Origin of the sequence: Micromonospora sp. NPDC006766 (assembly GCF_040636055.1) — a bacterium.
GTDB lineage: Bacteria > Actinomycetota > Actinomycetes > Mycobacteriales > Micromonosporaceae > Micromonospora.
This window is the reverse complement of the sequence record NZ_JBEYIX010000003.1, coordinates 259,740-272,053: the sequence shown is the minus strand read 5'-3', so window position 1 is coordinate 272,053 and position 12,314 is coordinate 259,740. Positions and strand designations below refer to the sequence as shown.

At 74.8% G+C, this 12,314-nt stretch carries 12 protein-coding genes; 10 read left to right on the top strand and 2 right to left on the bottom strand.

What is annotated here, in order from left to right; genetic code table 11:
• Positions 1-22: 22 nt before the first annotated feature.
• Complete coding sequence (glmS, locus tag ABZ671_RS06895) at positions 23-1,936, top strand: glutamine--fructose-6-phosphate transaminase (isomerizing) (protein WP_357852449.1); 1,914 nt, start codon at positions 23-25, stop codon at positions 1,934-1,936.
• A gap of 53 nt (positions 1,937-1,989) precedes the next feature.
• On the opposite strand, the gene ABZ671_RS06890 is transcribed toward glmS, so the two are convergent.
• The gene (locus ABZ671_RS06890) at positions 1,990-3,609 is read right to left on the bottom strand and encodes an alpha/beta hydrolase (protein WP_357852446.1); all 1,620 of its coding nucleotides are present in this window, start codon (positions 3,607-3,609) and stop codon (positions 1,990-1,992) included.
• A complete protein-coding gene (locus ABZ671_RS06885) occupies positions 3,606-3,902 on the bottom strand; it encodes a type VII secretion target (RefSeq protein WP_357852443.1) in 297 nt (98 codons plus the stop codon). Before ABZ671_RS06885 ends, ABZ671_RS06890 begins: the two co-directional genes overlap by 4 nt.
• 231 nt (positions 3,903-4,133) lie before the next feature.
• Here ABZ671_RS06885 and ABZ671_RS06880 point away from each other — a divergent pair, with 231 nt between their 5' ends.
• From ABZ671_RS06880 to tsaD, 9 genes are all read left to right on the top strand, one after another.
• The gene (locus ABZ671_RS06880; protein WP_357852440.1) at positions 4,134-5,603 is read left to right on the top strand and encodes an NAD(P)H-hydrate dehydratase; all 1,470 of its coding nucleotides are present in this window, start codon (positions 4,134-4,136) and stop codon (positions 5,601-5,603) included.
• A 50-nt stretch (positions 5,604-5,653) separates the two neighbouring features.
• Entirely contained in the window at positions 5,654-6,772 is a 1,119-nt protein-coding gene (gene alr, locus ABZ671_RS06875) for an alanine racemase (protein WP_357852437.1), read from the top strand.
• The gene (locus ABZ671_RS06870; protein ID WP_357852434.1) at positions 6,769-7,848 is read left to right on the top strand and encodes an alpha/beta hydrolase; all 1,080 of its coding nucleotides are present in this window, start codon (positions 6,769-6,771) and stop codon (positions 7,846-7,848) included. Before alr ends, ABZ671_RS06870 begins: the two co-directional genes overlap by 4 nt.
• Positions 7,845-8,327 carry a tRNA (adenosine(37)-N6)-threonylcarbamoyltransferase complex ATPase subunit type 1 TsaE gene (gene tsaE / locus ABZ671_RS06865; protein WP_357852432.1) on the top strand — a complete coding sequence of 161 codons (483 nt, stop codon included), beginning with the start codon at positions 7,845-7,847 and terminating at the stop codon, positions 8,325-8,327. The genes ABZ671_RS06870 and tsaE overlap by 4 nt, the downstream gene beginning before the upstream one ends.
• A gap of 61 nt (positions 8,328-8,388) precedes the next feature.
• Positions 8,389-9,090, top strand: coding sequence for a uracil-DNA glycosylase (gene ung / locus ABZ671_RS06860; protein ID WP_357852429.1), 702 nt, complete (start codon positions 8,389-8,391; stop codon positions 9,088-9,090).
• A gap of 117 nt (positions 9,091-9,207) precedes the next feature.
• Positions 9,208-10,059 carry a maleylpyruvate isomerase N-terminal domain-containing protein gene (locus tag ABZ671_RS06855; RefSeq protein WP_357852426.1) on the top strand — a complete coding sequence of 284 codons (852 nt, stop codon included), beginning with the start codon at positions 9,208-9,210 and terminating at the stop codon, positions 10,057-10,059.
• Positions 10,060-10,133: 74 nt separating this feature from the next.
• Positions 10,134-10,811, top strand: a complete 678-nt coding sequence (tsaB, locus tag ABZ671_RS06850) for a tRNA (adenosine(37)-N6)-threonylcarbamoyltransferase complex dimerization subunit type 1 TsaB (protein WP_357852423.1) — start codon at positions 10,134-10,136, stop codon at positions 10,809-10,811.
• Positions 10,808-11,260 carry a ribosomal protein S18-alanine N-acetyltransferase gene (gene rimI, locus ABZ671_RS06845; protein WP_357852420.1) on the top strand — a complete coding sequence of 151 codons (453 nt, stop codon included), beginning with the start codon at positions 10,808-10,810 and terminating at the stop codon, positions 11,258-11,260. Before tsaB ends, rimI begins: the two co-directional genes overlap by 4 nt.
• A gap of 5 nt (positions 11,261-11,265) precedes the next feature.
• Positions 11,266-12,312: a tRNA (adenosine(37)-N6)-threonylcarbamoyltransferase complex transferase subunit TsaD gene (gene tsaD / locus ABZ671_RS06840; RefSeq protein WP_357852417.1), complete on the top strand. Its 1,047-nt coding sequence runs from the start codon at positions 11,266-11,268 to the stop codon at positions 12,310-12,312.
• Positions 12,313-12,314: the final 2 nt, after the last annotated feature.

The following is a 12,314-nucleotide window of genomic DNA, read 5'->3' as shown; positions in this document are numbered from 1 at the left end:
AAACTGGGTTAGGCTGCGGACCATGTGTGGAATCGTGGGTTACGCCGGCGCGCGCCCGGCGCTCGGCATCGTGCTCGACGGACTACGGCGGCTGGAATACCGGGGCTACGACTCGGCCGGCGTTGCCGTCGTCTGCGACGACGAGCTGCTGATCGAGAAGAAGGCCGGCAAGCTGGCAAACCTGGAGAAGGTTCTCGCCGAGCGGGCCGCCAGCGACCCGGAGTCCTGCGCCGCCAGCCCGATCGGCATAGGCGACGGCACCACCGGCATCGGCCACACCCGGTGGGCCACCCACGGCGGGCCCACCGACCGCAACGCCCACCCGCACCTGTCTCCCGATGGTCGGGTCGCAGTTATCCACAACGGCATCATCGAGAACTTCGCCAAGCTCCGCACCGAGCTGGAGGACGACGGCGTCGAGTTCGCCAGCGACACCGACACGGAGTGCGCCGCGCACCTGCTCGCCCGGGCACTGGACGGCCTGCGCGCGGCCGGCGAGGTCGACAGCCCGCAGCTGCTCGCCACCGCGATGCGGCTGGTCTGCCAGCGGCTGGAGGGTGCCTTCACCCTGCTCGCCGTCGACGCCGGCATCCCCGGCGCGGTGGTCGGCGCCCGGCGCAACTCGCCCCTGGTCGTCGGCCGGGGCGACGGGGAGAACTACCTGGCCAGCGACGTCGCCGCGTTCATCGAGCACACCCGCGACGCGGTCGAGCTGGGCCAGGACCAGATCGTCCTGATCACCCCGGGCAGCATTGAGATCACCGACTTCGCCGGCCAGCCCGCCACCGGCAGGGACTTCCACATCGACTGGGACTCGTCGGCGGCCGAGAAGGGCGGCTACGACTGGTTCATGCTCAAGGAGATCGAGGAGCAGCCGCAGGCGATCGCCGACACGCTGCTCGGCCGGCTCACCGACACCGGTGAGATCGCCCTCGACGAGGTGCGCCTCAGCGAGCAGGACCTGCGCGACGTCGACAAGATCTTCATCGTCGCCTGCGGCACCGCGTACCACTCCGGCCTGGTCGCCAAGTACGCCATCGAGCACTGGACCCGGATCCCCTGTGAGGTGGAGCTGGCCAGCGAGTTCCGCTACCGCGACCCGGTGCTGGACCGCTCCACGCTGATCGTGGTGATCTCGCAGTCCGGCGAGACCATGGACACCCTGATGGCCCTGCGTCACGCCAAGGAGCAGAAGGCCCGGGTGCTGGCCATCTGCAACACCAACGGCTCCACCATCCCGCGTGAGTCCGACGCCGTCCTCTACACGCACGGCGGTCCGGAGATCGCGGTCGCCTCCACCAAGGCCTTTCTCACCCAGCTCGTCGCCTGCTATCTGATCGGTCTGCACCTGGCCCAGGTGCGCGGGATCAAGTTCGCCGACGAGGTGGGCGCGGTCGTCGCCCAGCTGCAGGAGATGCCGGGCAAGCTGCGCGAGTTGCTCAACCGGATCGAGCCGGTCCGGGAACTCGCCCGCGAGCTGAAGTCCGAGCCGACCGTGCTCTTCATCGGCCGGCACGTCGGCTACCCGGTGGCGCTGGAGGGCGCGCTGAAGCTCAAGGAGCTGGCGTACATGCACGCCGAGGGCTTCGCCGCCGGCGAGCTGAAGCACGGGCCGATCGCGCTGATCGACAAGGGCACCCCGGTGATTTGCATCGTGCCCTCGCCCGTCGGCCGGGGCATGCTGCACGACAAGGTCGTCTCCAACATCCAGGAGGTCCGGGCCCGAGGTGCCCGCACGATCGTGATCGCCGAGGAAGGCGACGAGGCCGTCGTCCGCTACGCCGACCATCTGATCTACGTGCCGCGCACGCCCACGCTGCTGGCGCCGCTGGTGACCACGGTGCCCCTTCAGGTGCTGGCCGCCGAGATCGCAGCCGCCCGCGGGCACGATGTCGATCAGCCGCGCAACCTGGCCAAGTCGGTCACCGTCGAGTAGTCGACCGCGTCGCGGCCCCTCCGCCCGGCGGTGGAGCGGGCCGCGACGCGCGCTCATCGGCCCAGCACGATCTGGGCCATGCCGTCCAGCGCCGGGTTGTCCGGCGCCCAGTAGCCGGTGTGGCCGTACCGGCCGCTGGGAAAGCGCCGGCCGCCGAAGCCCGGGTCGCTCGGGTCGCGCCCGAACCACAGCTCGTGGCCGTCGAGCGCGGCCGCCGCCGGACCGAGCGGCGTGGCGGCCAGCACCGCCCGGCGAGCCAGCTCCTCCGGGGGCCGGGCCAGCCGGATCACGTCGTCCGGCGCGGTGCTGGCCCAGACCTGCCCGGGCAGCATGCGCAGCTCGCCGGCATGCTCGACGCCCACCCCGGGAGAGCCGACGAAGACCAGCGCGTCGGCGCTCAGCCCGTGGTCGCGGGCCGCGATCCCGACCACTACCGAGCCGTAGCTGTGGCCGAGCACCGTCTGCCGGGCCGGCGGGCCCTCGTGCGAGGCACGCAGCCCCTCCTGGAACCGGTGCAGCGCCGGCCCGGCGTCCTCGGCCTGCCGGGTGCGGGCCGCCTCGGGCAGGAAATCCGGCGCGTCGTAGTCCAGCCAGAGCACCGCCGCCGTCTCCTCGTCGGGTCCGAGCGCCGCGCAGCGCTCCAGCACCCGGGCGGCCCGGCCCAGCTCGCCGGGGGCCCCGGCGAGGTCCGAGGTCATCCCCGGGACGTACGTCAGCACCGCGCCGGCCCGGTCCGGGTTGCCCAGCGCCACCACCGCGCGCCCGTCCCCGGCCGGATCCAGCCCGAGCAGGTACGCCCGGGGCGCCTCCGGCGCGGCCAGCCGCAGGCCCAGCGTGTCGAGGCCGTGCAGTGCCGCCTCGACCTGGGCGAGCCGGGCCACCCGGGCCAGCTCGGCCGGCCCCGGCGGCAGCGGCGTCAGCAGCCGTTGGCGCCGGGCGGCGAGTTCCTCGCGTCGCCCGGCCAGCAGCAGCCGGTTGGCCTGGTCCCGGGCCGTCACCGGCACGCCGTCGAGGCAGCCGACCCGGGCCGGCTCGTGCCCGATCAGCCAGCGGCGCTCGGCCGGGGTGAGCCGGGCCCACCACCGGCAGGCCTCGGCGGGGCCGGCTCCCGGCGACGGCCGCCAGGCGGGCGGGACGCTCACCCAGCCGGTGGCCGCCGCCGTGGTCAACTCGCCCAGCCGGGCGGCGGCTTCCCGGTCCGCTGCGCCGGCCAGCGTCAGCGCGCCGTGCAGCTCGGCGGCCACCGTGGTCAGCGCCGGCCCGAGTCGTTCCGCGGGGCGGGGGCGGGCCGGATCGGGCCGGACCGCCCCCGCCCGGTCCACCAGCAGGCCGCCCGCGTCGACGTGCGCCACCGCGGCGGTGAGGCGGGCCTTCGCCGTGCCGAGCCGGGCGGCGAACTCGGCGAGCACCTGGTCGACCTCGATCAGCGCGGGCAGCACCTCGGTCAGCGCGCCGCGCAGCCCGCCGAGCCGCCCACGCGCCGCGGTGGCGGCCCCACCCGACCAGGCGGGGCGCAGGGTGGCGATCCGGGCGTCCAGCCCGTCGGCCCGCTGCCGGACCGGGCCGGTGAGCCCGCGCCAGGCCGCCCCGGCCGCGATCCAGGCCGCCGGATCCGCCGCCCAGAGCTGCCGGTAGCCGGCCGGCGCGGCCGCGAATGCCCCGCTGCCCTTCACCGGGGGATCCCGGCCAGCCGTCGGGCGGCCCGTTCGTCCACCGCCTCGTAGCCGTCGGCGGCGGCCCGAACCGCCTCGGCGGCGGCCGTCATCCGGGCGGCGAGCGTTCCGCACCAGCGGTGCGTCGCGGTTTCCAGCTCGGCCAACGCCGCTCCGACCCGCCAGCCGTCGGCCGGCGGCACCAGCCCGGGTGTGCCGGCCAGCGTCTGCGCCAGCAGGTCTGCGTCGTCGCGCAGCTCCCGGGCGACGCCGCGCAGCAGCTCCGGCTCGACGTTGAACGGCTCCTCGGTCATCGGCGCCTCCCCGTGGCGCAGGCCGCCGACAAGGGGACGCCGGCGGGGGACGGACACCCGCGCGGAACGGCGGGCGGGATCGGGCAACGGGGACGCTAGGCGACCGGCGACCGCCGGGAACGGGCCTGTGGACAACCGGCGGTGGGCGTACCGGAGGTTTGTCCACAGGGGTTGTCCACCGCGCGCCCGGTGACTAATCTGCGGCCGCGACCGCCGGTAGGGTGAGTTGGCATGAGACCGGTGTGGCGGGTCGCGGACGTACGCACGGCGGAGGCCGGCCTGATGGCCACCCTTCCGCCGGGGACGCTGATGCAACGGGCCGCCACCGGCCTGGCCCGCCGCTGCGCGCTGCTGCTCGCCGACCGGGGCGGTGTTTACGGCGCCCGGGTGCTGTTGCTGGTCGGCTCCGGCGACAACGGCGGCGACACCCTGTACGCGGGCGCGCGGCTGGCCCGGCGGGGCGCGGCGGTGTCTGCCCTGCTGCTCACCCCCGGCCGCGCCCACGCCGACGGGCTGGCCGCGCTGTGGGCCGCTGGCGGGCGCCTCGTCGAGCGGCCCCCGACCCTGGTGGATCTGGTGCTTGACGGCATCGTCGGGATCGGCGGCACCGGTGGGCTGCGGGAGACCGCCGACCAGCTCGCCGCAAGCCTGGCGGGACGCTGCGGGCGGGACGGCACCCGGGCCACCGTCGTGGCGGTGGACGTGCCGAGCGGCGTCGCGGTGGACACCGGGCACGTGCCACTCACCGCCGCCGGTCGACCCTGCGCGGTACGCGCCGATGTGACGGTCGCCTTCGGCGCGCTGAAGCCGGCCCTGGTGGTCGGCGCGGCCGCCGCGCTCACCGGGCACGTCGAGCTGGTCGACATCGGGCTGGAACCGTGGCTGCGCGGCACCCCGGCGCTGTGGGTCACCGAATGGTCGGACGTCGTCGACTGGTGGCCACGGCCGGGCCCGTACGCGGAAAAGTACAGCCGGGGCGTGGTCGGGGTGGCGACCGGCTCGGCCGCGTACCCCGGCGCGGCGGTGCTCTCGGTGGGCGGCGCGCTGGTCGGGCCGACCGGCATGGTCCGGTACGCGGGCGGCGCCCGCGCCGAGGTGCTGCACCAGCACCCGTCGGTGGTCGCCACCGGCCGGGTGGCCGACGCCGGCCGGGTGCAGGCCTGGGTCTGCGGTTCGGGGCTGGGCACTGGCGAGGAGGCCGCCGCCGAGCTGCGCGCGGTGCTCGCCGCGCCGGTGCCGGTGGTGCTCGACGCCGACGCGCTCACCCTGCTGGTCGACGGCTCGATGGCCGATCGGCTGCGCGCCCGGGACGCGCCGATCGTGGTGACCCCGCACGACCGGGAGTACGCCCGGCTGTGCGGAGAGACCCCGGGCGCGGACCGGGTGGCGGCCACCCTGCGGCTGGCCGCCTGGATGAACGCGGTGGTGCTGCTCAAGGGCGACCGCACGATCATCGGCACCCCGGACGGCCGGGCGTACGTCAACCCGACCGGCACCGCGGTGTTGGCCAGCGGGGGCACCGGCGACGTGCTGGCCGGGCTGCTCGGCTCGCTGCTGGCCGCCGGGCTGTCGGCCGAGCGGGCGGCCGCCGCGGCGGCGTACCTGCACGGGCTGGCCGGCCGCGAGGCGGCCCGCAGCGGTCCGGTGACCGCGCCCGACGTGGCGGCCGCGCTCCGCCCGGTGCTTGCCCGCCTGCTCTGACCAGGCGACTCACGGCCGCCGTGATCAGGCGGCGGAAGTACGCTGGGGGCATGTGGCAGTCGGAGGTGCGCGTCGACCTGGACGCGATTCGGGAGAACGTGGCCCAGCTCAAGGCGGGCACCAGCGCCGAGCTGATGGCGGTGGTGAAGGCCGACGGGTACGGTCACGGCATGGTCCCGGCTGCCCGTGCCGCGCTCGACGCCGGCGCGGACTGGATCGGGGTCTGCACCCTCGACGAGGCGCTCACCCTGCGCCGGCAGGGGATCACCGCGCCCGTGCTGGCCTGGCTGCTCGCCCCGGGGCTGCCGCTGCACGACGGCGTCGCGGTCGGCATCGACCTGGGTTGCGCGAGCCTCACCCAGCTGGACGAGTTGGTCGAGGCGGGGCTCCGGGCGGAGCGGCCGGCTCGGGTGCACCTGAAGATCGACACTGGCCTGTCGCGCGGCGGCGCGACTGTCGCCGACTGGCCCACCCTGCTGGAGGCCGCGGCGAAGGCACAGGCCGACGGCCTGGTCGAGGTGGTCGGCGTGTGGAGCCACTTCGCGTACGCGGACTCGCCCGGCCACCCCACCATCGACCGGCAGCTCGCCGTCTTCGAGGAGGGGGTGGCCATGGTCGAGAAGGCGGGGCTGCGCCCTCGGTACCGGCACCTGGCCAACTCGGCCGCCACGCTGACCCGCCCGGATTCCCACTTTGACCTGGTCCGTCCCGGTCTCGCCATCTACGGTCTCTCCCCGGTGGCCGGCGAGCGGTTCGGCCTGCGCCCGGCGATGACCGCCCGGGCCCGGGTGATGCTGACCAAACGGGTCCCGGCCGGCACCGGCGTCTCGTACGGCCACACCTACCTCACCGAGCGGGAGGCCAACCTGGCCGTCGTGCCGCTCGGGTACGCCGACGGGGTGCCCCGGCACGCCTCCGGCGCCGGCCCGGTACAGCTCGGCGGCAAACGGCGGACCATCTCCGGCCGGGTCTGCATGGACCAGTTCGTGCTGGACTGCGGCGACGACGAGGTGGCGGCCGGGGACGTGGCGACGCTGTTCGGCAGCGGCGCGGACGGCGAGCCCACCGCCGACGACTGGGCCGAGGCGGCCGGCACGATCAACTACGAGATCGTGACCCGGTTCGGCGGAGTCCGGGTACCCCGCGTCTACGACGGCGAGCGCCCATGAGGCTTCCCCGGCCGCGCACCGCCGCCGGCCGGGTCGCCGGGGTGGTCGGCACCGCCGTCGGCGTCGCCGCCGCCGGGCTCGCCGCGGGCGTGGTGGGCGAGCGGATCCTGATCCGCCGGCTCAAGAACGACCCCGCCGACCCGTACGCCCACGAGCCCTTCGGCGAGCAGCGGTACGACGAGGCGTTCCGGCTGGAGATGCCGGACGGCACCGACATCCACGTGGAGGTGGTCGAGCCGACCCGGCCGGTCGCCGGGCACCCGACCGTGGTGCTGGTGCACGGCTTCTGCCTGGACATGGGGACGTTCCACTTCCAGCGCGAACTGCTCGCCGCGCGCGGTGACTACCGGATCGTCGCGTACGACCAGCCCGGGCACGGCCGTTCCGGGCGGCTGGAGACCGGCGAGTACGACCTGGCCGCGCTGGGCCGAACCCTGCGCCGGGTGCTCGACGAGGTGGCCCCGGAGGGGCCGCTGGTGCTGGTCGGCCACTCCATGGGCGGCATGACGATCATGGCGCTGGCCGAGCTGTGTCCGGAACTGTTCGGCGACCGGGTGGTCGGCACCGTGCTGATGGCCACCTCGGGCGGCGTGCTCGCCGAGACCAGGCTGGTGGCGCCCGCGCTGCTCGGCCGGGTCGCCGCGCCGGTGCTCTACATGATGAGCAACGCCGCCCGGTACGGCGGCACGATGATCGACAAGGCCCGGAAGTCGACCTCCAACGTCGCCTGGCTGCTCACCCGCCGGTACGGTTTCGGCACCGCGAAGCCCAGCCCGGCCCTGGTGTCGTACGTCGAGACGATGAACTCGCGGACCTCCGCCGACACGGTCACCCGTTACCTGCGTACGCTGGCCACCCACTCCCGCTACCCGGCGCTGGCCGCGCTGGCCGGCACGCCGGTGCTGGTGATCGTGGGGGACAAGGACATGATCACACCGGTGACCCACTCCGAGGAGATCGTTCGGCGGTTGCCGCACGCCGAGTTCGTGAAGATCAACGACAGCGGGCACGTGGTGATGTTGGAGCACGCCGACGAGGTCAACGCGGCGTTGGCAGGGTTCCTGGAGGGGCTGTGACCGTGGTCGTGGAGCTGAAGTCGGTCGACGACACCCACGAATTCGGCCGGCGGCTGGCCCGGGTGCTGCACGCCGGTGACCTGCTGCTGCTCAGTGGTCCGCTGGGCGCCGGCAAGACCGCGCTGACCCAGGGCATCGGCGCCGGGCTCGGCGTACGCGGCGCCATCACCTCGCCGACCTTCGTGATCGCCCGGGTGCACCGCCCGGATCCGGCCCGGGGTGGGCGGGTGACCCTGGTGCACGCCGACGCGTACCGGCTGGGGGAGTCCGCCGATCCACGCGCCGAGATCGACGACCTGGACCTGGACGCCTCGGTGGACGAGGCGGTGACCGTGGTCGAGTGGGGCGAGGGGATGGTGGAGCAGCTGGTCGACGCGCACCTGCGGGTGCGCATCGACCGCCGGGACGACGACACCCGCGTGGTGACCCTGGAACCGGTCGGCGGTGACTGGACGGGGCGCCTCGCCACCCTCGACTGACGGATGTCGTACCCGACGCCTACAGTGCCCGCGACCAATCTCCACCGGCGGAAGGTTGCCGATGCCCGAAGACGCCCCCACCCTCGACCTGCTGGCGCTCCTGCCCGACACGTGGCGGGCCGTGGTCACCCCGCACCTCGACGCGGCCCGCGTCGCGGCGCTGGCCGAGTTCGTCGCCGGGGAGTACGCGGCCCACACCGTTTTCCCGCCGGTCGAGGAGCTCTTCTCCGCGTATCGGCTGTGCGGGCCGGCGGAGTGCCGGGTGCTGATCCTGGGGCAGGACCCGTACCACCGGGCGGGGCAGGCGCACGGGCTGAGCTTCAGCGTCCGCGACGGGGTGGCGGTGCCGCCGTCGCTGCGCAACGTCTTCAAGGAGCTCGGCGAGGACCTAGGCGTGCCGAAGCCGCCCAGCGGCAATCTGGCGGGCTGGGCGGCGCAGGGCGTGCTGCTGCTCAACTCGGTGCTCACCGTCCGGCAGGCCACCCCGGGCTCGCACGCGAACAAGGGCTGGGAGGAGTTCACCGACGCCACCATCCGAGCCTTGGACGCCCTTGACCAGCGGGTGGTCTTCCTGCTCTGGGGCGGCTACGCGCGCAAGAAGGCGGCCCTGGTCACCAATCCGCAGCACGTGGTGCTGGAGGCCGGCCACCCCAGCCCGATGAACCCGCGCGGCTTCCTGGGCAGCCGCCCGTTCAGCGCGGCCAACAAGGCGCTCGCCGACGCCGGGCTGCCCACCATCGACTGGGAACGGTCAGCCGGCTGACCGCTCGGGCCTGGCTGGCCGCCCCGGCCCGGGCCCATCGCTATTGACACAGGGCTATCGTTTTGTGGCGGACGGTAGTAGGCTCTTCCCCGGTTGCGACAGACGGGGAGGAAAGCCGTGTCGGCCACCATCACCTCGGAGGGCTGGTCGACCGCGCCGGCCGCGCTCGCGGCCAACGCCGGCCGGTTCCTGGCGCTGGCCCGCTCCGTCCCACCCGACACCATGGTGACCGCTCACTGGACGGTCACCGACACCCTGGCCCACCTGGTCTCGCTGGCCTGGTACTACGTCCGGCTGGTCGACCCGGCCAGCGAGCCGCTGCCGGTCCCCGGCCTCGACGAACGGCTCCCGCTGGTCACCGTCGACACGGTGGCCGACGCCAACGACCTGGTGCTCAGCCACCTGACCGAGCGTGACCCCGGGCCGCTGCTGGACCGGCTGCGCCAGGACGTCGACCGGCTGCTGGCGGGCTGCGCGGACCGCCGGCCCGACGAGGTGGTGCCCTGGCTCGGTGACGCCCGGGTGCCGCTCGCCGGCCTGCTCGCCCACCTGGTCAACGAGCTGCTGGTGCACGGCCACGACATCGCCCGCGCGGGCCGCCGGCCGTGGACCCTGCCACCCCGGGACGCCGTGCTGTTCCTGGAGCTGTTCCTGGCCGGGGTGATCCGGCACGGCTACGGCCGGTTGCTCGACGGGGTCGACCCGCCCCGCCGGCCCCGGATCGTCGTGCTGTTCACTTCGGCCTACTCCGCGCCCCTCACGATCGCCCTGGATCACGGGCGGGTGCGGTTCGCCGCGCCGGACGAGCGGCCGGACGTGACGATCCGCTTCGACCCGGCGACGCTCAACCTGATGATGTTCGGCCGGGTCAGCCGAGCCCGCGCGGTGCTCACCGGCCGGGTGCGGATCGGAGGGCCCCGCCCCTGGCTGCTGCCGCCGTTTTTGCGCGTGTTCCGCACCCCGAGCTGAGCCCGCCGGCCCCGCCCGGTGCCGCCCGAGGGGGGAGGCGCTGGTAACCGCGGTGGCGGCTACGCTGGCATACCGTGCTCGTACTCGTGGTGGACTCCTCGACGCCCGCGGTGACCGCAGCCCTGGTCGAGGTCTCGGCGGACGGTGTCCTCGCCCGCGCGCAGCGGTGCACGGTCGACGCCCGGGCGCACGGAGAGCTGCTCGCCCCGCAGGTCGACGCGGTGCTGGCCGACGTCGACGCCCGCCCCGGCGACCTCGCCGCGATCGTCGCCGGGCTCGGCCCGGGGCCGTTCACCGGGCTGCGGGTCGGCCTGGTCACCGCCGCCACCATGGGGCAGGTGCTGGGCATTCCGACGTACGGTGTCTGCTCCCTGGACGGGATCGGCCACCCGGTGGCCGCCGGCGAGCCGGTCCTGGCCGCCAGCGACGCGCGGCGCCGGGAGGTCTACTGGGCGGTCTACGACGGCGCCGGCCAGCGGATCGCCGGGCCGAACGTCGACGCCCCCGCGGTCGTCGCCGAGCGGGCCCGGGGCCTGGCCGTCACCATCGCCGTCGGCGACGGCGCGCACCGGTACGCGGACGTCCTCGGCCTGCCGCTGCGGAACGAGCCGCGCTACCCGGATGCGGTGGCGCTGGCCCGGCTCGCTGCCGAGCGGATCCGCGCGGGCGCGCCCGGCGAGCCGCTCACCCCGCTCTACCTGCGTCGCCCGGACGCCGTCGCGGCCACCGGCCACAAGCCGGTCCTGCCATGACCGGCGTACGACTGGGCCGCTTTCGCTGGTGGCACATCGACCAGGTGCTGCCGATCGAGGCCGACCTCTTCGGTGTCGAGCAGTGGTCGCCGGCGATGTTCTGGAACGAGTTGGCCAACCGACACTTCTACCTGGTCGCCACCGACGAGGCCGGCAGCGTGCTCGGCTACGCCGGGCTGATGGTGGCCCCGCCCGACGAGGCCTGGGTGCAGAACGTCGCGGTCCGCCGGGACGCGCAGCGCCGAGGCGTCGGCCGGGCGCTGTTGGAGGCGCTGCTCGCCGAGGCGGCCCGGCGCGGCGTCCGCAGCACCCTGCTGGAGGTCGCCGCGGACAACGCCCCGGCGCAGCGCCTCTACGCCACGTACGGCTTCGAGCCGATCGGCGTGCGGCGCGGCTACTACCAACCGAGCAACACCGACGCGCTGGTCATGCAGCGCAACGAGGACTGACGAGCATGGCTGACGAACCACTGATCCTCGGCATCGAGACCTCCTGCGACGAGACCGGGGTCGGGATCGTCCGCGGGCACACCCTGCTCGCCGACGCGCTGGCCTCCAGCGTCGAGGAGCACGCCCGGTTCGGCGGCGTGGTGCCCGAGGTGGCCAGCCGGGCCCACCTGGAGGCCATCGTGCCGACCATGGACCGGGCACTGAAGCAGGCCGGGGTGACGATCGCGGACATCGACGCGATCGCGGTCACCTCCGGCCCGGGGCTGGCGGGCGCGCTGCTCGTCGGGGTCGCCGCCGCCAAGGGGTACGCGGTCGCCGCCGAGAAGCCGGTGTACGGGGTGAACCACCTCGCCGCGCACGTCGCCGTGGACACCCTGGAGCACGGCCCACTGCCCGAGCCGGCGATCGCCCTGCTGGTCTCCGGCGGGCACTCGTCGCTGCTGCGCGTCGACGACCTGGCCCGAGGCGTCACCCCGCTCGGCTCGACCATCGATGACGCCGCCGGCGAGGCGTTCGACAAGGTGGCCCGACTGCTCGGGTTGCCATTCCCGGGCGGGCCGTGGATCGACCGCGAGGCGCGGGCCGGCGACCCGGCGGCCATCACCTTTCCGCGTGGGCTGACCGCCGCCAAGGATCTGGCCGCCCACCGCTACGACTTCTCGTTCTCCGGTCTGAAGACGGCGGTGGCCCGCTGGGTGGAGGCCCGGCAGCGGGCCGGCGAGCCGGTGCCGGTCGCCGACGTGGCCGCGTCCTTCCAGGAGGCGGTCTGCGACGTGCTGGTCGGCAAGGCCCTGGACGCCTGCCGGAGCAGCGGGATCGACACGCTGGTGATCGGCGGTGGGGTGGCGGCCAACTCGCGGCTGCGGGCGATGGCCGAGCACCGGGCGGCCAAGCACCACATCCGGGTCCGTACGCCCCGGCCGAATCTGTGCACCGACAACGGGGCGATGGTGGCCGCGTTGGGCTCGCACCTGGTCGCCGCGGGCGTCGCGCCGAGCCGCCTCGACCTGCCCGCCGACTCGGCGATGCCGCTGACCGTGGTCAGCGTCTGAGA

Coding starts and splice junctions, on each gene's coding strand:
- alr (WP_357852437.1), top strand. CDS start 5,654: ATGTGGCAGTCGGAGGTGCGCGTCGACCTGGACGCGATTCGGGAGAAC.
- tsaD (WP_357852417.1), top strand. CDS start 11,266: ATGGCTGACGAACCACTGATCCTCGGCATCGAGACCTCCTGCGACGAG.
- glmS (WP_357852449.1), top strand. CDS start 23: ATGTGTGGAATCGTGGGTTACGCCGGCGCGCGCCCGGCGCTCGGCATC.
- ung (WP_357852429.1), top strand. CDS start 8,389: ATGCCCGAAGACGCCCCCACCCTCGACCTGCTGGCGCTCCTGCCCGAC.
- ABZ671_RS06880 (WP_357852440.1), top strand. CDS start 4,134: ATGAGACCGGTGTGGCGGGTCGCGGACGTACGCACGGCGGAGGCCGGC.
- rimI (WP_357852420.1), top strand. CDS start 10,808: ATGACCGGCGTACGACTGGGCCGCTTTCGCTGGTGGCACATCGACCAG.
- ABZ671_RS06885 (WP_357852443.1), bottom strand. CDS start 3,902: ATGACCGAGGAGCCGTTCAACGTCGAGCCGGAGCTGCTGCGCGGCGTC.
- ABZ671_RS06870 (WP_357852434.1), top strand. CDS start 6,769: ATGAGGCTTCCCCGGCCGCGCACCGCCGCCGGCCGGGTCGCCGGGGTG.